The sequence below is a fragment of the Nocardioides sp. LMS-CY genome (assembly GCF_018732145.1).
In the GTDB taxonomy this organism is placed as follows: domain Bacteria; phylum Actinomycetota; class Actinomycetes; order Propionibacteriales; family Nocardioidaceae; genus Nocardioides; species Nocardioides soli.
The window spans coordinates 3,528,998-3,549,899 of the sequence record NZ_CP076104.1; the positions used below are offsets into that span (position 1 = coordinate 3,528,998).

General features: G+C 68.3%; 13 protein-coding genes and 3 rRNA genes. 7 read left to right on the top strand and 9 right to left on the bottom strand.

The features are described 5' to 3' along the window. Window positions 1–23 precede the first annotated feature (23 nt). Genes KM427_RS16855 through KM427_RS16870 form a run of 4 tightly spaced genes read left to right on the top strand, consistent with a single transcriptional unit; the run spans window position 24 to window position 3,528 of the window. On the top strand, window positions 24–269 hold the full coding sequence (locus tag KM427_RS16855; RefSeq protein WP_028645031.1) for an acyl carrier protein: 246 nt from the start codon (window positions 24–26) through the stop codon (window positions 267–269). A 45-nt stretch (window positions 270–314) separates the two neighbouring features. Next, the gene (locus KM427_RS16860) at window positions 315–1,580 is read left to right on the top strand and encodes a beta-ketoacyl-[acyl-carrier-protein] synthase family protein (protein ID WP_183593986.1); all 1,266 of its coding nucleotides are present in this window, start codon (window positions 315–317) and stop codon (window positions 1,578–1,580) included. Between the two features lie 25 nt (window positions 1,581–1,605). Next, window positions 1,606–3,036 carry an acyl-CoA carboxylase subunit beta gene (locus KM427_RS16865; RefSeq protein WP_215524653.1) on the top strand — a complete coding sequence of 477 codons (1,431 nt, stop codon included), beginning with the start codon at window positions 1,606–1,608 and terminating at the stop codon, window positions 3,034–3,036. Window positions 3,037–3,084: 48 nt separating this feature from the next. Beyond that, window positions 3,085–3,528 (top strand): hypothetical protein, encoded by a 444-nt coding sequence (locus KM427_RS16870; RefSeq protein WP_215524654.1) that lies wholly within the window; start codon window positions 3,085–3,087, stop codon window positions 3,526–3,528. Here the strand turns inward: KM427_RS16870 and KM427_RS16875 are convergent, their stop codons facing one another. Next, window positions 3,529–4,107: a TetR/AcrR family transcriptional regulator gene (locus tag KM427_RS16875; RefSeq protein WP_215524655.1), complete on the bottom strand. Its 579-nt coding sequence runs from the start codon at window positions 4,105–4,107 to the stop codon at window positions 3,529–3,531. A gap of 94 nt (window positions 4,108–4,201) precedes the next feature. Here KM427_RS16875 and KM427_RS16880 point away from each other — a divergent pair, with 94 nt between their 5' ends. After that, entirely contained in the window at window positions 4,202–5,137 is a 936-nt protein-coding gene (locus tag KM427_RS16880; RefSeq protein WP_215524656.1) for an aldo/keto reductase, read from the top strand. 33 nt (window positions 5,138–5,170) lie between these two features. On the opposite strand, the gene KM427_RS16885 is transcribed toward KM427_RS16880, so the two are convergent. From KM427_RS16885 to tyrS, 8 genes are all read right to left on the bottom strand, one after another. Beyond that, window positions 5,171–5,704 carry a DUF3145 domain-containing protein gene (locus KM427_RS16885; protein ID WP_183594757.1) on the bottom strand — a complete coding sequence of 178 codons (534 nt, stop codon included), beginning with the start codon at window positions 5,702–5,704 and terminating at the stop codon, window positions 5,171–5,173. A gap of 138 nt (window positions 5,705–5,842) precedes the next feature. Continuing rightward, window positions 5,843–6,778 (bottom strand): alpha/beta fold hydrolase, encoded by a 936-nt coding sequence (locus tag KM427_RS16890; protein ID WP_215524657.1) that lies wholly within the window; start codon window positions 6,776–6,778, stop codon window positions 5,843–5,845. A gap of 40 nt (window positions 6,779–6,818) precedes the next feature. Continuing rightward, complete coding sequence (locus KM427_RS16895) at window positions 6,819–7,595, bottom strand: PP2C family protein-serine/threonine phosphatase (protein ID WP_183593980.1); 777 nt, start codon at window positions 7,593–7,595, stop codon at window positions 6,819–6,821. Window positions 7,596–7,692: 97 nt separating this feature from the next. Next, window positions 7,693–8,790: a tetratricopeptide repeat protein gene (locus tag KM427_RS16900; protein WP_215524658.1), complete on the bottom strand. Its 1,098-nt coding sequence runs from the start codon at window positions 8,788–8,790 to the stop codon at window positions 7,693–7,695. 87 nt (window positions 8,791–8,877) lie between these two features. Next, window positions 8,878–8,994, bottom strand: a 5S ribosomal RNA gene (rrf, locus tag KM427_RS16905). Between the two features lie 182 nt (window positions 8,995–9,176). Beyond that, a 23S ribosomal RNA gene (locus tag KM427_RS16910) occupies window positions 9,177–12,333 on the bottom strand. 510 nt (window positions 12,334–12,843) lie between these two features. Then, window positions 12,844–14,370 (bottom strand): 16S ribosomal RNA (locus tag KM427_RS16915). The 16S, 23S and 5S rRNA genes sit together here, the layout of an rRNA operon. 540 nt (window positions 14,371–14,910) lie before the next feature. Beyond that, window positions 14,911–16,182 (bottom strand): tyrosine--tRNA ligase, encoded by a 1,272-nt coding sequence (tyrS, locus tag KM427_RS16920; RefSeq protein ID WP_215524659.1) that lies wholly within the window; start codon window positions 16,180–16,182, stop codon window positions 14,911–14,913. Between the two features lie 85 nt (window positions 16,183–16,267). Between tyrS and KM427_RS16925 the strand changes: the two genes are divergently transcribed. Together KM427_RS16925 and KM427_RS16930 are read left to right on the top strand one after the other, a co-directional pair. Continuing rightward, a complete protein-coding gene (locus KM427_RS16925; RefSeq protein WP_215524660.1) occupies window positions 16,268–17,656 on the top strand; it encodes a serine/threonine-protein kinase in 1,389 nt (462 codons plus the stop codon). Window positions 17,657–17,677: 21 nt separating this feature from the next. Beyond that, window positions 17,678–20,893 carry a response regulator gene (locus KM427_RS16930; RefSeq protein ID WP_215524661.1) on the top strand — a complete coding sequence of 1,072 codons (3,216 nt, stop codon included), beginning with the start codon at window positions 17,678–17,680 and terminating at the stop codon, window positions 20,891–20,893. The last annotated feature ends 9 nt before the right edge of the window (window positions 20,894–20,902 follow it).

Consider the following 20,902-nt stretch of genomic DNA (forward strand, 5'->3'; position numbering starts at 1 on the left):
CCCCGAAGAGAGGGAACAGCCTGATGGCCACCACCGAAGAGATCCGCGCCGACCTCGCCGAGATCGTCAACGAGGTCGCCGGCATCGACGCCGACGACGTCCAGCTCGACAAGTCCTTCGTGGACGACCTCGACGTCGACTCGCTCTCCATGGTCGAGGTCGTCGTCGCAGCGGAGGAGAAGTTCGGCGTCTCCATCCCCGACGACGAGGTCAAGAACCTCAAGACCGTGGGCGACGCCGTCGCCTTCATCGAGCGGGCCCAGGCCTGACCTTCTCTCGACCGTCCAGCACGTCGAGGAACACCGAGGAGCAGCATGTCTTCCAAGCGAGTCGTCGTCACCGGCCTCGGGACCACCAGTCCCGTCGGAGGTGACGTTCCCAGCACCTGGGACGCCCTGGTCAGCGGACGCTCCGGCGTCCGGTACCTGACCGACGACTGGGCCGAGGAGATGCCGGTCAAGATCGCCGGTCGCATCGCCGTGGAGCCCACCGAGGTGATCGAGCGGGTCAAGGCCCGTCGCCTCGACCGCAGCGCGCAGTTCGCGATGGTCGCCGCCATGGAGGCCTGGGCCGACTCCGGCCTGGCCGCCGCGCAGGAGGACGGCTCGCTGGACCGCGACCGGCTCGGCGTCGCCATGGCCTCCGGCATCGGCGGCGTGACCACGCTCCTCGACAACTACGACGCGCTGAAGGAGAAGGGGCCGCGCCGGGTCTCGCCGCTCGCGGTGCCGATGCTGATGCCCAACGCGCCCGCGGCGCAGATCAGCCTGTACGTCGGAGCGCGCGCGGCGGTCATCACGCCGGTCTCGGCGTGCGCGTCCGGCAACGAGGCGATCGCCCACGCCGTCGACCAGATCCGGCTCGGCCGGGCCGATGTCGTGGTCGCCGGCGGCACCGAGGCGGCGATCCACCCGCTGCCGATGGCGGCGTTCGCCAACATGATGGCGCTGTCGAAGACCGCGAGCGGGGAGGCGGGCGGCGATCCGACCGCGGTCTCCCGCCCGTGGGACCTCGCCCGCGACGGGTTCGTCCTCGGCGAGGGTGCCGGTGTGCTGGTCCTCGAGTCCGAGGAGCACGCCCGGGCGCGCGGCGCACGCATCTACGCGACCGTGCTCGGGGCCGGCATCACCGCCGACTCCCACGACATCGCCCAGCCCGACCCGGAGGGCCGCGGCGGCTCCCGGGCGATCCTGCGGGCGCTGGCCGAGGCCGACATCAGCCCGGCCGACATCGTCCACGTCAACGCCCACGCGACGTCGACCCCCCAGGGCGACATCGCCGAGGGCCTGATGCTGCACGCGACCCTCGGCGCCCACGCGACCGAGGTGGTCGTGACCAGCACCAAGTCGATGACCGGCCACCTGCTCGGCGGGGCCGGCGCGCTGGAGGCGGTGGCGACCGTGCTCGCCCTGCACCACCGCGTCTCGCCGCCGACGATCAACCTGGACAACCAGGACCCGGCGGTCGAGCTCGACATCGCCACCAAGGCCCGCGACCTGCCGGCCGGCGACATTGCGGCGCTCAACAACTCGTTCGGATTCGGCGGCGCCAACGTCGCCGTGGCGTTCGGTTCGGTGTGAGCCGCCACCCCACGGAAGGACGACAGTGACTGCCACGGCGACCAAGCCCGCGAAGCTCCCCCGCGCGGAGGACCCGCGCAACCCCGTGCACCGGCTCACCGCGCTGTTCGACGAGGACACGCTCGAGCTGATCACGCCCGACGACGACTCCGGCATGCTCGCCGCGGTCGGGAGCATCGACGGCACCCGCGTGGTGGCCTTCTGCTCCGACGCCACCGTGATGGGCGGCGCGATGGGCGACCTCGGCTGCCGGGTGGTCGTCGACGCCTACCACCGCGCCATGACCGACAGCGTGCCGATCATCGGCCTGTGGCACTCCGGCGGGGCGCGCCTCGCCGAGGGCGTGCTCTCGCTGCACGCGGTCGGCCGGATCTTCCAGGCCATGACCCAGGCGTCCGGCAAGATCCCGCAGATCTCCGTGGTGCTCGGCCCGGCGGCCGGCGGCGCGGCGTACGGTCCGGCGCTGACCGACGTCGTGATCCTCGGCCCCGAGGGCCGGATCTTCGTCACCGGCCCCGACGTGGTCCGCTCGGTCACCGGCGAGGACGTCGACATGCTCCGCCTCGGTGGCCCCGAGCCGCACGGTCGCCGCTCGGGCGTCGTGCACATCCTCGCCGAGTCCGAGCGCGAGGCGCTCGATCGGGCACGTGGCGTCGCCTCGCTGCTCGGCTCGCAGGGCAGCATGAAGGTCGACGAGATCGAGGACCGCGACCTGGCCGCCCTGCTGCCGGAGTCCAAGAAGCGCGCCTACGACGTGCACCCGCTCGTCGAGTCGATCCTCGACGAGGACACCACGCAGGAGCTGCACGCCCGCTGGGCACCCAACATCGTCACCGCCCTGGGCCGCTTCGGCGGCCGCACGGTCGGCGTGATCGCCAACAACCCGCTGCGCCTCGGCGGCTGCCTCGACTCGCTCTCGGCCGAGAAGGCCTCCCGCTTCGTCCGGATGTGCGACGCCTTCGGCGTGCCCCTGGTCGTCGTGGTCGACGTCCCCGGCTACCTGCCCGGCGTCGGTCAGGAGTGGGACGGCGTGGTGCGCCGCGGCGCCAAGCTTCTGCACGCGTTCGGCGAGTGCGTGGTCCCCCGGGTCACCCTGGTCACGCGCAAGACGTACGGCGGCGCCTACATCGCGATGAACGCCCGCTCCCTCGGCGCCACCAAGGTGTTCGCCTGGCCGGGCGCGGAGGTCGCGGTCATGGGCGCGGTCGCCGCGATCCGGATCCTGCACCGCCGCCGGCTCGCCGAGGTCGCCCCCGACATCCGGCCGCAGGTCGAGGCCGAGCTGGCCGCGGAGCACGAGCGCATCGCCGGCGGCGTCGAGAAGGCCGTCGAGATCGGCGTCGTCGACGAGGTCGTCGAGCCGGCGCAGACCCGCTCGGCGATCGCGCGGGCGATCGAGGACGCGGTCCAGACCGTCGGCGTACGCCGCGGCGTGCACGGCAACATCCCCCTCTGAGCGGGCCCGAACCCGTAACGGGTGCGCCGGGACCGCGTTGATCCCGGTATGACCCAGGTCACTCGCGCCACCGCGTGCCTCGCGGTCGCCGGTGTCACCGTGGGCCTGCTCGGCGCACCCGCTCGGGCCGAGCCGGCGCCGGCGGAGCCCGGCGCACCGCGTGACCGCTCGTCGTACGGCGGCACGCACGCCCCCGACGGGGTGCTCCGCAAGGGCTGCCGCGGCTACGCCTACCGCTACGCCGTCACACCACCCACGGGCGACTGGACGCTCGAGACCTTCCTCCGCGATCCCACCGGCGACTCGGTCGCCTCCGGAGCCTTCATGTCCGACTCCGACCCGGCCACCCGGCGCAGCACCTTCGACCTCTGCCGCTACAACACCCGCCCGGGCAGGTTCACGATCCGCGCGCTGCTGCACTGGTACGACGACGAGGGCGGCCACCGGGTCTGGCTCGAGCCCTCCCGCTTCCGCCTGAGACGGGCCCGGTAGTCAGTCGGCAGCGCCGGGGAACAGCCGTTGGACGGCCGTCTCGATGGCGCGCCGACGGGCCGCCAGGAACGCGTCGCGCTCCGGGCCCGCAGCCACCTGGTCGCCCTGGTCGGCCCACGAGGTGGCCAGCTGGCTCACGAAGACGAGGACGTCCACGGGGTCCCAGTCCGGGTCGACGACGCCGGACCGCTGAGCCCGGCGCAGCTGGGCGACCTTGCCCTCGACGACGGTCCGGAAGGGGTCGTCGGGCGGCGTGTCGTCCGGGGACAGCTCGAGCTGTCCCCACCGCATCAGGCGCAGTCGCTCGGGGTGCGCGACCACATGGTCGTGCAGGCGCACGGCGTAGCCGGGCAGGTCCGCCGGGTCCAGGGGCACCGCCGCGGCCATCGCCGTGAGCTCTCGCGCCGCCACGAACCGGTAGAGCTCGTCCTTGCTGCCGAAGTGGGCGTAGACCCGCTCCTTGCTGGTGCGCGCGGCCTTGGCGATGCGCTCCACCCGGGCGCCGGCGATGCCGTGCCGGGCGAACTCGGCGGTGGCCGCGGTGAGGATCCGGTCGCGGGTGGACTCGGTGGCGGCCATGGCTCGAGCATACGAACCGAACCGTACGGTTTGGAAACCGGGCGACCACGCGTAGAGTCAAACCGAACCGTTCGGTATGACTCTAGGAGAGACGATGCAGCAGCGCGCCCTCGGGCAGCAGGGACTCACGGTCGCGGCGATCGGCTACGGCGCCATGGGCACCGCGATCGGCTACGGCCCGGCCGACGAGACGGAGTCGATCGCGGCGATCCGGAAGGCACACGAGCTCGGCGTGACCCACTTCGACACCGCGGAGATGTACGGCTGGGGTGCGGGCGAGAGGCTCCTCGGCGCCGCGCTGGCGCCGATCCGCGACGAGGTGACCATCGCGACCAAGTTCGGATTCACGCCGAGGTTCGAGCCGGACTCCCGGCTCGACCACATCCGTGAGGTCGTCGACGCCAGCCTGCGCAACCTCGACGTCGACTGCATCGACGTGCTCTACCAGCACGTCCACGACCCCCGGGTCCCGGTCGAGGAGGTCGTCGGCGTGATGAAGGAGTACGTCGACGCGGGCAAGGTCCGGTACCTCGGCCTGTCCAACACCGACGCCGAGAGCATCCGCAGGGCTCATGCCGTCCACCCGATCTCGGTCCTGCAGGCCGAGTACTCCCTCTTCGCCCGCGACACCGAGGCGCTCCTCCCGACCATCGAGGAGCTCGGCATCGGGCTCGTCGCCTACTCGCCGCTGGCCCGCGGGTTCCTCAGCGGCGCGGTCCGGCCGCGAAGCGGCTACGGCGCCGACGACTTCCGCCAGTACGTCGGCTGGTGGGCACCGGAGAACTACGACGCCAACGTGCGCATCGTCGACGACCTGGCCCGGCTCGCCGCCGAGAAGGGCGCCGCCCTCTCCCAGCTGGCCATCGCCTGGCTGCTCGCGCGGCGCGACCACATCGTCCCGATCCCCGGCTCCCGCAACCCCGGCCGGGTCGCCGAGAACGTCGCGTCCGCCGACCTGGTCCTCACCGAGGCCGACCTGGCCCGCATCGACGAGCTCGCGCCGACCGGTGGCTTCGGAGGCCGCGCCTGAGCGAGGGCCGAGGCCCGCCGTTCGGGCCGCCTGTCAGACCACCTGGTGCAGCCAGCGCACCGGAGCGCCCTCGCCGGCGTGCCGGAAGGTCTCCAGCTCGTCGTCCCACGGCTTGCCGAGCAGCTTGTCGATCTCGACGAGTAGCGTCGTGTCGCCGAGGGCGGCCTTGACCACGGCGGCCTTGAGCCGGTCCTCGGGGATCATGATGTCGCCGTGCAGGCCGGTGACGGCGTGGAAGACGCCCAACTCGGGCGTGTAGGAGTAGCGCGCGCCCTCCGAAGCGGCGGTCGGCTCCTCGGTGATCTCGAACCGGAGCTGGTTCCAGCCGCGCAGCGCGGAGGCCACCGCGGCGGCGGAGCCGGTACCGCCGGTCCACGAGAGCTCGGCGCGGTAGGTGCCCGCCTGCGCCGCCTGCGGCGTCCAGTCCAGGCTCACGGGCACGCCAAGGACACCGCCGACGGCCCACTCGATGTGAGGGCACAGCGCGGACGGCGCTGAGTGGACGTACAGGACGCCCCTCGTCGCGGTGCGGATGGCAGTGCTTGCGGTCACCGTGACCTCCTTCATCTCCGGCGCGAGATGCGCCTTCCCCAGCGGTCTCACCGAAGATGTCTTGAGGCGTGAGTGACACGCGTGTAGTTGTGGCTCCATTGTGGCAAACGGGACGCGAGAACGCCAGCGTTCGGCGTGTGAACGGCCGCGCGGTCACGGGACCCGGGCGGCCGGCGTACGCCGTGGCCCGGGCTCCAGCAGCGAGGCCAACACGCCCTCGGCGATCCCGAGCCCGCAGAGATGGCTCTCGCCGTCGATGACCGTGAGCGTCGCGTCCGGCAGCCGGTCGACCACGTGGCGGCCGTGCCGGAGCGGGACGATGTGGTCGTCGTCGCCGTGCCACCACCGCACCGGGACCTGTACCTCGGCGAGGTCGAAGCCCCAGTACCGCGTGAACAGGATGACGTCGTGGATCGGTGCCGTGGTCTGGAACCGGCTGCCGTTGAGCAGGTCGTCGAGGAACATCGCCTTGAACTCCGGCCGCGCGAGCAGGTTCCTGTCCCCCGGCGGCTGGGCCGCGGCGTACAGGTCCAGCGCCGGCCCCGCCAGCGGGCGCGCCAGCCGGATCGCCTGGGTGAGCGTCACGCCCAACGGCACCCGGGCCAGGGTGAGCAGCGGCGCCAGGTGCGCGGCGAGCGCGACCATGCCGCCGGCGGCCGCGTCGACGCCCTGGGTCGGCGCCACTCCCCCGAGGACGGCGACGCCCGGCACCCGCTCGGGCAGCGCTGCGGCGGCGGCCAGGGCGTACGGCCCGCCGCCGGACAGGCCGATCACGTGGGCCGTGTCGATGGCCAGCGTCTCCAGCACCAGCTCGAGATCGCGGGTCCAGTCGAGGACGTCCGGATACAGGTGCGGCGTCGACGAGCCGATTCCGGGCCGGTCCAGCCCGATCAGCCGGATCCCGTGCTGCTCAGCGTACCGCCGCGCCTCGAACGGGACCTGCCGACGCGCTCCGGGGGTGCCGTGCATCCACACCACGGTTTGGCCGCCTCGCGAGCCGTACTCCGCGAAGCTCAGCCGCCGGTCCCCGCGCACCGCGACCGTGCCCTCCAGTGCCGGTCGCCGCACTCCGGCCTTCGCCCCAGCCATGCGTCCAGTCTCCCACTCGACACCGCGGGAGGACGCCGGATCAGACACGCACGGAGGTGGGGTCGACCAGGTTCGCGGGGTCGACCAGGGCGCCGAGCACGGTGCCGTCGCCGACGACGACCGGGCCGTCGACCACGTCGAGCACCAGGCAGGTCACGTTGTCCCTGCCGCCGGCCGCCAGTGCGGCGTACACCAGCACGCCGGCCGCGACGTCCGGGTCCGCGACCGTCACCAGCGCCTCGCTGATCTCCTGGTCGGGCACCAGGTCGGTGAGCCCGTCGCTGCACAGCAGCACGCGGTCGCCCACCTCCAGGTGCAGCTCCGTCACGTCGAGGCTCGGGTCGGGGCCGCCGTCGAGCGAGCGGAGCACCACGTTGCTCCACGGATGACCGGCCCGCGCGTCCTCGTCGAGCTGGCCGGAGTCGACCAGGTGCTGCACGTAGGTGTGGTCGTGCGACAGCTGACGCAGCTCGCCGTCGTGCAGCAGGTAGGCACGGCTGTCGCCGACGTGGCCGAGCACGACCCGCCGGCCGTCGGTGACGAGCGCCGTCAACGTGGTGGCCATCCCGGTCCGCTCCGGGTCCACCGCCACGCCCACGCGGACGCTCAGGTGGGCGTCCTCGACACCGCGGAGCAGCACCTGCACCGGATCCTCGCCGAAGCGAGCCAGCGCCGTCGCCGCCACCACGTAGGCCGCGGTCGCGGCGGCCACCTCACCGGCGGCGGCACCGCCCACGCCGTCGGCGAGCACGGCGACGTAGGGGCCCAGGAAGGCCGCGTCCTCGTTGTGGGGACGCACCCGACCGACGTCACTCACGCCCGCTCCCGCGAACCGCAGCACGATGACCTCCCTCGCCCGGGACTGGTGCGATCCTGCCCTACGCCGCCGACACGAAACCAGGGGCGGCAGCGCGCTAGCCGAACCGGCGCTCCAGGGTCTCGGCCCGCTCGGCCGCGTCGGTCAGGTCGTCCCCGTCGATGGCGTGGGTCCGGTGGAACCACGCCAAGGCGTCCTGCTCGCGGCCCGCGGCCTCGAGCGTGTCCGCGTAGGCGTAGCGCAGCCGCACCACCCACGACCCGCGGCTCTTCGACTGCAGCGGCGCCAGCTCGAGCGTCCGCAGCGCTGCGTCGAGCTGTCCGAGGTCACGGCGGGCGCCGGCCTCGACGATCGTCATCTCCGCCTTCGCCTCCACGGAGAAGTTCGCGACGCCCGGGCTCTTCGCCAGCTTCAGCGCCTCCTGGGGCTTGCCCAGCGCGCGGTGGCAGTCCGCCATGATCGGCAGGTACGCCGTCGCCCCGTTCATCCGCTTCGCCGCGCGCAGCTCGGCCAGCGCCTCGGCGTAGTGGCCGGCGGCGTACGCCGCCTCTCCGGTCGCCTCCCGCACCACGGCGATCCGCGACGCCCGGGCCCGGGCGGCCAGCGCGTGCTGGTAGGCCAGCTCCGGATCCTGGTCGATGAACAGCCCGGCCGCCGCGAGGTGCCGCGCCACCCGCGACGCGAGCTTCTCCGGCAGACCCTTCAGCTGAGCGGTCACGGACCGATCCAGCTCGGCGCCGGTGATCTCCGCGGGCAGCTCCGGACCGTCGTACGCCGCCTGCTCGGCCGTGCGTGCCGGCTGCTCCGCGGCGCGACCGCCGCCACGCGGCGCACCCTGCCGGCCGCCCGACCGCCCACCCGTGGGCTTGCCCGCCGGCTTGCCGCCGCGCCGGGGCGCGTCCTTGCCCGCACCGCGCCGGTCGTCCGGGCTCCAGCGAGTCGACCGCTCCGCCGACTTCGCCGACTGACCTCGCGGCTGGCTCGACTTCGGACCGCCCGACTTCTGGCCGGACCCCTGTCCGGAACCCTGGCCTGACCTCTGGGTCGACTTCTGACCGGACTTCTGACCGGACTTCGGCCCCGACTTGGGGCCGCCGGACCGCTGGCCCTGGCTGCCGGAGCGCCCGCCCGCGGGCTTGCCGCCCGTGCGGCCGCCCCCGCCCGACGGACGCTGGCTACGACGCTGCTCGGCCACGACTGGGTACTCCTGGTTCTCGCTGGTCGCACCACATGGTGCTGAAATGAGTAGAGGCCACCTTACGGTGGCCTCTACTGAGTGTATGTCCGGCGGCGTCCTACTCTCCCACAGCCTCTCGGTTGCAGTACCATCGGCGCTGAAAGGCTTAACTTCCGGGTTCGGGATGGGACCGGGTGTTTCCCTTTCGCTATGGCCGCCGTAACTCTGGTGGCGTCACGCACCGGTGTTGTCACGGTGTGTGGCCAAGCATCTGTTCAGTTAGATCTGTTCGGTTTAGATCTGTTTGGTGTAGATCTGTCCAGTGAGGTGTCACTGGTTCTGTGTTTGGATTGTGGACGCGAGTGTCGATGCAGGAATGTGTTGTGGGTTTTGTTGAGGGTTTGTGTGACAAGCCCTCGGCCTATTAGTACCAGTCAGCTCTACCTCACGGTTGTACACTTCTGGCCTATCAACCCAGTGTTCTGCTGGGGGCCTTACCCGGTTAACCCGGTGGGAAACCTCATCTTGAAACGTGCTTCCCGCTTAGATGCGTTCAGCGGTTATCACTTCCGAACGTAGCCAACCAGCCGTGCCCCTGGCGGGACAACTGGCACACCAGAGGTTCGTCCATCCCGGTCCTCTCGTACTAGGGACAGCCTTTCTCAAGTTTCCTACGCGCGCGGCGGATAGGGACCGAACTGTCTCACGACGTTCTAAACCCAGCTCGCGTGCCGCTTTAATGGGCGAACAGCCCAACCCTTGGGACCTACTCCAGCCCCAGGATGCGACGAGCCGACATCGAGGTGCCAAACCATCCCGTCGATATGGACTCTTGGGGAAGATCAGCCTGTTATCCCCGGGGTACCTTTTATCCGTTGAGCGACCACGCTTCCACATGCCGTGGCCGGATCACTAGTTCCGACTTTCGTCCCTGCTCGACATGTCTGTCTCACAGTCAAGCTCCCTTGTGCACTTACACTCAACACCTGATTGCCAACCAGGCTGAGGGAACCTTTGAGCGCCTCCGTTACATTTTAGGAGGCAACCGCCCCAGTTAAACTACCCATCAGGCACTGTCCCTGAACCAGATCATGGTCCTAGGTTAGACATCTAGTACGACCAGAGTGGTATTTCAACGATGACTCCACACCAACTGGCGTCGATGCTTCACAGTCTCCCACCTATCCTACACAAGCCGAACCAAACACCAATACCAAACTATAGTAAAGGTCCCGGGGTCTTTCCGTCCTGCCGCGCGTAACGAGCATCTTTACTCGTAGTGCAATTTCGCCGAGTCCACGGTTGAGACAGCGCCCAAGTCGTTACTCCATTCGTGCAGGTCGGAACTTACCCGACAAGGAATTTCGCTACCTTAGGATGGTTATAGTTACCACCGCCGTTTACTGGGGCTTAAGTTCTGAGCTTCACCACTCACGTGGCTGACCCGTCCCCTTAACCTTCCAGCACCGGGCAGGAGTCAGTCCGTATACATCGTCTTACAACTTCGCACGGACCTGTGTTTTTAGTAAACAGTCGCTTGGGCCTGGTCTCTGCGGCCATCACCGCTACTACCCGCAAGGGGTATCACGGATCCGGCCCCCCTTCTCCCGAAGTTACGGGGGCATTTTGCCGAGTTCCTTAACCATGGTTCGCTCGATCGCCTTGGTATTCTCTACCTGATCACCTGAGTCGGTTTGGGGTACGGGCGGCGCGTAGCTCGCTAGAGGTTTTTCTCGACAGCATAGGATCACCCACTTCACCCATACGGGCTCGGCATCACATCTCAGGGTCGTGCCTTACGACACCACGGCCCGGATTTACCTAGACCGTCCCCTACCTGCTTACCCACGCAACAACCATCGGCGTGGTTGGGCTACCTTCCTGCGTCACCCCATCGCTTGACTACTACCGGATCGGATCCCACGCTCCACCCAGACGCCTCACCCCGAAGGGATCGGTCACCCGGGCTTCGGGTGGTTAGCATCACCGGCCTCGTCATGGGCGCTACTTTGCCGGTACGGGAATATCAACCCGTTGTCCATCGACTACGCCTGTCGGCCTCGCCTTAGGTCCCGACTTACCCAGGGCAGATTAGCTTGACCCTGGAACCCTTGATCATTCGGCGCACGGGTTTCTCACCCGTGATTCGCTACTCATGCCTGCATTCTCACTCGTGTCGCATCCACCCCTGGGTCACCCCGGAGCTTCACTCGCGACACGACGCTCCCCTACCCACCCACACACCTGAACCCCACAAGGAGGCTGAGTACACGTGTGAGTGCCATAGCTTCGGCGGATGACTTGAGCCCCGCTACATTGTCGGCGCGGAATCACTTGACCAGTGAGCTATTACGCACTCTTTCAAGGGTGGCTGCTTCCAAGCCAACCTCCTGGTTGTCACTGCGACTCCACATCCTTTTCCACTTAGTCACCGCTTAGGGGCCTTAGCTGATGGTCTGGGCTGTTTCCCTCTCGACTACGGAGCTTATCCCCCGCAGTCTCACTGCTGCGCTCTCACTTACTCCCATTCGGAGTTTGGCTAACGTCAGTAACCTGGTCGGGCCCATCGGCTATCCAGTGCTCTACCTGGAGCAAGAAACACACAACGCTGCACCTAAATGCATTTCGGGGAGAACCAGCTATCACGAAGTTTGATTGGCCTTTCACCCCTATCCACAGGTCATCCCCTCAGTTTTCAACCTAAGTGGGTTCGGTCCTCCACGCGGTCTTACCCGCGCTTCAACCTGCCCATGGATAGATCACTTCGCTTCGGGTCTTGATCGCGCTACTACACCACATACATGGATACGCCCTATTCGGACTCGCTTTCGCTACGGCTACCCCACACGGGTTAACCTCGCAACACAACGCAAACTCGCAGGCTCATTCTTCAAAAGGCACGCCATCACCCCAACACCCCCCAAAGGAGGCAGCCGGGCTCTGACGGATTGTAGGCACACGGTTTCAGGTACTATTTCACTCCCCGCCAGGGGTACTTTTCACCTTTCCCTCACGGTACTAGTCCGCTATCGGTCATCAAGGAGTATTTAGGCTTAACGGGTGGTCCCGCCAGATTCACACGGAATTTCAGGGGTTCCGTGTTACTTGGGATACCACTCGACAGACATCGCCTTACACTTACGGGGCTATCACCCTCTACGGCGCCACTTTCCAATGGACTTCAACTTCAACGATGCTTTCTCACTGTCTGGAAGACCGGCAGATCCCCCCAAGTGGTCCCACAACCCCGCCCACGCAACCCCTGCCGGGTATCACACGCAGACGGTTTAGCCTGATCCGATTTCGCTCGCCACTACTCTCGGAATCACTATTGTTTTCTCTTCCTACCGGTACTGAGATGTTTCACTTCCCGGCGTTCCCTCCACACACCCTATATATTCAGGCGCGGGTAACACGACATGACTCGTGCTGGGTTCCCCCATTCGGACACCCCCGGATCACAGCTCGGTTGCCAACTCCCCAGGGCTTATCGCAGGCTCCTACGTCCTTCATCGGCTCTTGATGCCAAGGCATCCACCATGTGCCCTTCATAGCTTGTCGCACAAACACTCAACAAAAACTACAAAGCAAAACTACAAAGACTAGACAACGATCGCCCGCACACACACGCGCACGAACGACCAATCGCTATATCGCGACACCACCTGGTGAAGTGATGTCGCAAGATGCTCGCGTCCACTATCCAATTCACAAACTTCCAACCCACCAAGGAGACCACGACCCGAAGACCCCAGACCCCAAGGAGGCACCCCCCAAGGAGGCACCGGGGGACACACGCCCCCCGCAGAGAAACCCGCCTGACGGCTGATGCCTCAGGACTCAACAGTGTGCCAACCAACCACCCCACACCCACGCCAGCCACGTTCCACACCCACCCCAGAACCACTCCGAAGAGCAGACCTGCGACAGGTAGTACTGAGGCCGACCCGAACCCGGGACGGTCGTTCATCGACGATTCCACTAGTGAACACCACCATGCGCCACCACACACTCCGCACAAGTACGGAGAGACCAGACGGTCAGGCAATGGTCGGGGCGTGTGCTCCTTAGAAAGGAGGTGATCCAGCCGCACCTTCCGGTACGGCTACCTTGTTACGACTTCGTCCCAATCGCCAGCCCCACCTTCGACAGCTCCCCCCACAAGGGTTAGGCCACTGGCTTCGGGTGTTGCCGACTTTCGTGACGTGACGGGCGGTGTGTACAAGGCCCGGGAACGTATTCACCGCAGCGTTGCTGATCTGCGATTACTAGCGACTCCGACTTCATGGGGTCGAGTTGCAGACCCCAATCCGAACTGAGACCGGCTTTTTGGGATTCGCTCCGCCTTACAGCATCGCAGCCCTTTGTACCGGCCATTGTAGCATGCGTGAAGCCCTGGACATAAGGGGCATGATGACTTGACGTCATCCCCACCTTCCTCCGAGTTGACCCCGGCAGTCTCCTATGAGTCCCCGGCATAACCCGCTGGCAACATAGGACGAGGGTTGCGCTCGTTGCGGGACTTAACCCAACATCTCACGACACGAGCTGACGACAGCCATGCACCACCTGTACACCAGCAAAAAGGGGCCACATCTCTGCAGCTTTCCGGTGTATGTCAAACCCAGGTAAGGTTCTTCGCGTTGCATCGAATTAATCCGCATGCTCCGCCGCTTGTGCGGGCCCCCGTCAATTCCTTTGAGTTTTAGCCTTGCGGCCGTACTCCCCAGGCGGGGCGCTTAATGCGTTAGCTGCGGCACGGAACCCGTGGAATGGATCCCACACCTAGCGCCCAACGTTTACGGTGTGGACTACCAGGGTATCTAATCCTGTTCGCTCCCCACACTTTCGCTCCTCAGCGTCAGGACATGCCCAGAGAACCGCCTTCGCCACCGGTGTTCCTCCTGATATCTGCGCATTTCACCGCTACACCAGGAATTCCGTTCTCCCCTGCATGCCTCTAGTCTGCCCGTATCGAAAGCAAGCCCAGAGTTAAGCCCTGGGTTTTCACTCCCGACGCGACAAACCGCCTACGAGCCCTTTACGCCCAATAATTCCGGACAACGCTCGCACCCTACGTATTACCGCGGCTGCTGGCACGTAGTTGGCCGGTGCTTCTTCTGTACCTACCGTCACCACCATCATCGGCGCTTCGTCGGTACTGAAAGAGGTTTACAACCCGAAGGCCGTCATCCCTCACGCGGCGTTGCTGGATCAGGCTTCCGCCCATTGTCCAATATTCCCCACTGCTGCCTCCCGTAGGAGTCTGGGCCGTGTCTCAGTCCCAGTGTGGCCGGTCACCCTCTCAGGCCGGCTACCCGTCGAAGCCTTGGTAGGCCATTACCCCACCAACAAGCTGATAGGCCGCGAGCACATCCCCAGCCGAAAAAACTTTCCACCAACACACCATGCAGTGATTGGTCGTATCCGGTATTAGCCACCGTTTCCGATAGTTATCCCAAAGCCAAGGGCAGATTACTCACGTGTTACTCACCCGTTCGCCGCTCGAGTACCCCCGAAAGGGCCTTTCTGCTCGACTTGCATGTGTTAAGCACGCCGCCAGCGTTCGTCCTGAGCCAGGATCAAACTCTCCGTAGAAAACAAAAAGTAAACCCCGACAGGAGACACTGACATCAATTGCCAGAATCATTGTCAAAGAAATCCGCGACCAAACCCAGCCAAAAAAGCCAGACCCAGTCAACGGGGCATAAACAAACTAATTCGTCGACATATGACACACTGTTGAGTTCTCAAACATCAGACACACACCAGCGGCTCGGCCTTTCGGGCCTCCCCGTCCGGGGCAGTGGTTTAAACTTAGCGGATTGTTTTCGCTCGGTGCAAATCCGGGCTTTTCCGCGTTCATCCCGCAACGCACAGCACCTTGCTCACCAGTTTTGGAGGGCCTCGCTGAGAGGCGCGCTTCGCCACCGGTGAGGTGGAGTGAGAGTGAAGGATGGGCGCCGGTGCCGGAGGCCCGACCTGACTGGTCTTGCCTCCCGCCGCTCCTGGCGCCTCGGAGAACATTAGGGGACGGCCGCGCGGAGTTCAAATCGAGTAAACGTGACGGCGAGCACATCCGCGTTTGCGCAGGTCAGCGGCCGTGTCGGCCCTCGAGGAGGGCCGACACGCGGTGCGTCAGCGGACCTCGACGCCGGCGAAGTTCTTCTTCCCCCGGCGCAGCACCAGCCAGGTGCCGCCGATGAGGTCGCCGTCGCCGGGGACCAGCTCGGGGTCCTCGACGCGCTCGTTGTTGAGGTAGGCCCCACCCTCCGAGATGGTGCGCCGGGCCTCCCCCTTGCTCTTCGCCAGGCCGGTCGCGACCAGCAGGTCGGTGACCGTCGGGATGCCCGCGTCGCCGTCGACCACGGTGCTGCCGGCCTCCCGGAGCGCGGCCCCGAGGGTGTCGGTGCTCAGCGTGGCGAGCTCGCCCCCGCCGAAGAGCGCTGCCGAGGCGGCCCTGATCCGCTCGGTCTCCTCGGCTCCGTGCACGAGTGACGTCACGTGCTCCGCGAGCGCGCGCTGGCCGGACCGGAGGAAGGGCTTCTCCGCATGCTGCGCCTCGAGCTCCTCGATCTCCGCGCGAGAGAGGAACGTGAAGACCCGCAGCAGCTCGCCGACCTTCTCGTCCTCGACGTTGAGCCAGAACTGGTAGAAGGCGTACGGCGACATCATCTGCGGGTCGAGCCAGAGCGCACCGCCCTCGGTCTTGCCATACTTCGTGCCGTCGGCCTTCGTGAGCAGCGGGGTCGCGAACGCGTGTGCCCGGCCCCCGTCGGAGCGGCGGATCAGCTCGACACCGGCGGTCAGGTTGCCCCACTGGTCGGAGCCCCCGAACTGGAGGCTCACCCCGTGGTCGCGGTACAGATTGAGGAAGTCCAGCGACTGCAGCAGCACGTAACTGAACTCGGTGTAGCTGATGCCGGACTCGAGGCGCCGGCTCACGACGTCGCGGGCCAGCATCCGGTTGACCGGGAAGTGCTTCCCGATGTCGCGCAGGAAGTCGATCGTGGACAGGCTCGCGGTCCAGTCGTAGTTGTTGACCATCGTCGCGGCGTTCTCGCCCTCGAAGGACAGGAACGGCTCGATCTGGCCGCGCACCCGCTCCACCCACTCCTTGACCGTGTCGAGCGAGTTCAGCGTGCGCTCCCCCGAGTCGCGCGGGTCGCCGATCATGCCGGTGGCACCGCCGACCAGGGCGTACGGCGTGTGGCCCGCGAGCTGGAGCCGCCGGGCGGTGAGCACCTGGACGAGGTGACCCATGTGGAGACTCGGCGCCGTCGGGTCGAAGCCCACATAGAACCGCACGCTCCCCGCGGACAGGGCCTCGCGCAGGGCGCCGAGGTCCGTCGAGTGCGCGAGCAGGCCGCGCCACTCGAGGTCGTCGAGAAGGGTGAGATCGACGGTCACGGGGAACCTTTCCGGTCGGAATGTGCGGGTCAAGCGTGCCACGTGGTCCTCTGACTACGCTCGTCGGATCGGGAAGGGGACATCGTTGATCGCAGCGTTGATCGCAGGCAGGTACACGCTCGGGCGCGAGGTCGGCCGGGGCGGCATGGGCGCCGTCTGGCTGGCCCGCGACGAGGTGCTGGGCCGCGACGTGGCGCTCAAGCGGGTCGGCTGGGCACCGGGCGGCAGCACGCCGGATCTCGAGCGCGCGGAGCGCGAGGCCCGGCTCGCGGCACGCCTGAACCATCCCCACGTGGTCGCGGTCTACGACCTGGTCACCGAGGGCGCCGACCAGTGGCTGGTGATGGAGTACGTCGAGGGCGCCACGCTCGCCGGACTCGTGCAGCGCCACGGTGCCCTCACCCCGGAGGCGGCCGCGCCGATCCTGCGCCAGGCGGCGGACGCGCTGGCCGCGGCACACTCGGCCGGGATCGTGCACCGCGACGTGAAGCCGTCGAACATCCTCGTCGCTCCGGACGGCCACGTGAAGCTGTCCGACTTCGGCATCGCCCGGGCGGAGGCCGACGCGTCGCTGACCCAGACCGGCCTGGTTACTGGCTCGCCGGCGTACCTCTCCCCCGAGGTCGCCTCCGGGCAGACCGCCCAGCCGGCCAGCGACGTGTGGTCGCTGGGGGCCACGCTCTTCCACGCGCTGGCCGGCCGCCCGCCATACGAGGTCGGCGAGAACGTGCTCGGTGCGCTCTACCGGATCGTCAACGAGCCTCCGCCACTGCTGGCCGACGCCGGCTGGCTCGCCCCGGTGCTGGCCGCGACGATGTCGACGGACCCCGGCTCGCGCTGGTCGATGGAGCAGGTGCGCGACGTCCTGGCCGCCGGGCCCTCCGGGGGCCGGACCGAACCGCTGCCGCCCGCCGGCACCGCGGTCGCCGGCCCGGTCGCGGTCACCGAGCCCGAGCCCACCCGACAGATCCCGCCGGCCGCTCCGGCCCCCGCGCGCCGCGGCTCGCGCGGCCGGCCGGTGGCGATCGTCATGGCGGCCGTCACGATCGTCGTACTCGCCGTCGTGGGCTGGACGCTCGGCCGGGGCGACGACAACGGCCCCGACGCCGACGGGGCCTCCGGCGGGCACAGCGACTCGCCGCCGCCCTCGTCGCCTACGACGCCCGCCGTGACCGCCGACGGCATGGAGAGCTTCGTGGCGGACTACCTGGCGACGGTCACCACCGACCCGAAGGCGACCTGGGAGCAGCTGACCCCGGCGTTCCAGGCGGAGAGCGGGAACTTCGGCCAGTACCAGAAGTTCTGGAGCGGCTTCCGCTCCGCCGCCCTGGTCACCGCACAGCCGGACCCGGAGAACATGCAGATCAGCTACACGGTCGAGTACGTCCACGCCGACGGGCACACGTCGACCGACGACGTCACGCTCACCCTCGAGGGCTCCGACGGAGACTTCGACATCGCGGCCGAGAGCTGACCTTCCCCCTAGGGTTGCCCCATGGAGCTGGCGGCGCTCTACCGGGACATCGTCGAGAGGTCCCCAGACGCGATCTGGGTGTGCGACCTCGACGGTCGCACGATCTATGCCAACCCCGCGATGTGCGCGCTGTACGGCGTCGACGCCGACGCGATGGCCGACGTCACCGTCTGGGACTCCCTCGACGAGACCGGCCGGACCCAGTTCGCCGCCCACCTCGAGGACCTCAAGCGCCATGGCGGCATCGGCGAGGACGTCGACGTGCTCTTCTGGCGCGCCGACGGTACGTCGCTCTGGGTGATCGTCCGCGAGGTCGAGCTGCGCGACGACGACGGCACGATCATCGGCTTCACCCACCGCGTCAGCGACTACAGCGGCCGTCGGCAGGCGCTCGACGCGCTGCGGGAGAGCCGCGAGCAGCTCGCCGAGGCGCACCGGATCGCCCGGCTCGGCAGCTGGCACTGGGACCTCGCCACCGATGAGATCTACGCCTCCGACGAGCTCTGCGCGCTCTACGGGCTGGACCCCGCCTCGTTCCCCGCCGGGTACGACGACTTCCTGCAGATCGTCCATCCCGACGATCTCGCCGAGGTCGACGCCGAGGTCCGGGCGGCCCGGGAGCGACCCGGCGACTTCGAGTTCGTCGCCCGGCTCCAGGGGCCGACCGACTGGATCTGGACGCGGGGCCGCGGGGTCTCGATGGCGGACGCGACCGGTCGGGTCGTGTCGATGTCGGGCACCCAGCAGGACATCACCGAGACCAAGCTCGCCGACCTCGCGCTCGAGGACCAGGTCCGGCAGAACACCCTGATGCAGACCGTGGCCGTCGCCGCCAACGAGGCACGCACGCTCACGGAGGTGCTCACCCACGCGCGCGGTCTGGTGCTGCTCCACGACGACTGGGAGCGCGGCCGGGCCTTCGTACCCGACGAGACCGGCACCCACGTCGTGCCTCTGGTGATCACCGAGGAGGACAGCCGGGCCGACGCCGAGACGCCGGAGGAGACGGCGATGGAGCTCGACCTGGCCAACCGCTCCTTCCGGGAGCGCCGGTCGGTGTGGGCCGACTCGAGGCTCACGATCGCGTTCCCGGTGGCGTACGCCGACGAGGTGGTCGCGGTACTCACGATCACCTCCGCACCTCCGCTCTACCGCTTCCAGATGATCCAGTCGATGGTCGAGCAGGTCGCCGTCCAGCTCGGACGGGTCGCCGAACGCGAGCGCACCGAACGGGTGCTTGCGGACGCCCGGGACGCCGCGATGGAGGCGTCCCGGCAGAAGTCGGAGTTCCTGGCCACCATGAGCCACGAGATCCGCACCCCGCTCAACGGCGTGATCGGCCTCAACGACCTGCTGCTGCGCACCCGACTCGACCCCGAGCAGCTGCGGCTCGCCTCCGGCGTCCAGGTCGCCAGCCGGGCGCTGCTCGCGATCATCAACGACATCCTGGACTTCTCGAAGATCGAGGCCGGCATGCTCGAGCTGGAGCGGCTCGACTTCGAGGTGCGCGCGGTCTTCGACCAGATCGCCAGCATGCTCGGCGAGGCGGCCCGGGCGAAGGGTCTGGAGCTGATCGTCTCGTGCCACCCGGACGTGCCCGAGGTGCTCTGCGGAGACCCCACCCGGCTCGCCCAGGTGCTCACCAACCTGGGCTCGAACGCGGTCAAGTTCACCGAGCGGGGCGAGGTGTTCGTGCGGGCGACCGCGACGCCCCGCCCCGACGGCGGCAGCGTGCTGCGGGTGACGGTCACCGACAGCGGGGTCGGCGTCCGGGAGGACGACGTCGAGACGCTCTTCGAGGCCTTCACCCAGGCCGACGCGTCGACCACCCGGCGGTACGGCGGCACCGGCCTCGGCCTGGCCATCTCGCGCGAGATCGTGACGGCGCTGGGCGGCGAGATCGGGCTGCACGCCAACCCGGAGGGCGGCAGCGTCTTCTGGTTCACCGCCGAGCTGGACGCGCCCACCGGCCCGGGCGTCGATCCCGACGACGAGTACGGCCGGGAGTGGCTCGCCGGCAAGCGGGTGCTGGTCGTCGACGACAACGACAACAACCGGCTGATCCTCGGCGAGCAGCTCGCCCGTTGGCGGGTCCGGGTCGCGAGCGCCGCCGGCGCGGATGCGGCCGAGGCCGCGATGGTCGCGGCCCGGGAGGCCGGGGAGCCGTTCGACGCCGTGCTGCTCGACCTCGCCATGCCCGACCGCGACGGCCTCGACCTGGCGCGGGCGCTGCGCGCCGAGGCCGCCAACGCCGGCGTACGACTGGTGCTGCTCACCTCGTCGGACTCGCCGAGACCCGAGGAGCTCCAGGCCGCCGGCATCGATGCGTGCCTGACGAAGCCGACGCTCGCGGCGGAGCTGCGCACGACGATGCTGCGCCACCTCGCCGGCCGCGAGCCGCGCCGCGACGGCCGCGCCGAGCCGGCGTCCGGAGCCGACGGCGCCCGCCGGGTGCTCGTCGTCGAGGACAACCCGGTCAACCAACTGGTGGCGGTGGGCCTGCTGCGCGCGCTCGGGTACGCGAGCACCACCGCGGACGACGGCGAGGCGGCCGTCGCGGCGATGCGCGCCGGCGACTACGACGCCGTGCTCATGGACGTGCAGATGCCGAGGATGGACGGGTACGCCGCGACCCGGGCGATCCGGGCGGGCGGCTCGACCGTGCCGGTGATCGCGATGACTGCCGCCGCGGTCGAGGGCGAGCGTGAGCGCTGTCTCGACGCCGGGATGGACGACTTCCTGACCAAGCCGGTCGACGCCACGGCGCTCGGCACCGTGCTCGCGCGCTGGGCGGGTGGCGCGGAGCGCCCACCCCGGTCCGCCGGGGCCAGTACCCTGCCGCTCGTGCCTGCCAACGACGACTCCGGCTCGCCCCTCGACGGCCTCGCGATCGAGCGGCTCGACGAGCTGCGCGACCTCGACCCGGGCGACACGACGTACCTCGACCGCGCGATCGGCAACTTCGTCCGCAACACGCCCGGCACCCTGGAGACGATCCGGCGGGCGATCGACGCCGACGACGCGCCCACCCTCAAGCAGGTCTCGCACAAGCTCGCCGGCGGCGCCCTGAACCTCGGCGTCGCCCCCGCCGGCCGGACCGCCCAGCAGATCGAGCTGCTCGCCGACACGGGCACGACCACCGGCGCCGCCGAGCTCGCCGACCGGCTGGAGCGGGAGCTCGAGGCCGGTCGCACCGCGCTGCTGGCCTACCAGGCGACGTACTCGAGCACCGGCTGAGGTTCCACC

What these genes read in the sequence shown, in the direction of transcription:
- KM427_RS16855 (WP_028645031.1), top strand. Translation starts at nt 24, where the DNA reads ATGGCCACCACCGAAGAGATCCGCGCCGACCTCGCCGAGATCGTCAAC.
- KM427_RS16860 (WP_183593986.1), top strand. Translation starts at nt 315, where the DNA reads ATGTCTTCCAAGCGAGTCGTCGTCACCGGCCTCGGGACCACCAGTCCC.
- KM427_RS16870 (WP_215524654.1), top strand. Translation starts at nt 3,085, where the DNA reads ATGACCCAGGTCACTCGCGCCACCGCGTGCCTCGCGGTCGCCGGTGTC.
- KM427_RS16875 (WP_215524655.1), bottom strand. Translation starts at nt 4,107, where the DNA reads ATGGCCGCCACCGAGTCCACCCGCGACCGGATCCTCACCGCGGCCACC.
- KM427_RS16880 (WP_215524656.1), top strand. Translation starts at nt 4,202, where the DNA reads ATGCAGCAGCGCGCCCTCGGGCAGCAGGGACTCACGGTCGCGGCGATC.
- KM427_RS16885 (WP_183594757.1), bottom strand. Translation starts at nt 5,704, where the DNA reads ATGAAGGAGGTCACGGTGACCGCAAGCACTGCCATCCGCACCGCGACG.
- KM427_RS16890 (WP_215524657.1), bottom strand. Translation starts at nt 6,778, where the DNA reads ATGGCTGGGGCGAAGGCCGGAGTGCGGCGACCGGCACTGGAGGGCACG.
- KM427_RS16930 (WP_215524661.1), top strand. Translation starts at nt 17,678, where the DNA reads ATGGAGCTGGCGGCGCTCTACCGGGACATCGTCGAGAGGTCCCCAGAC.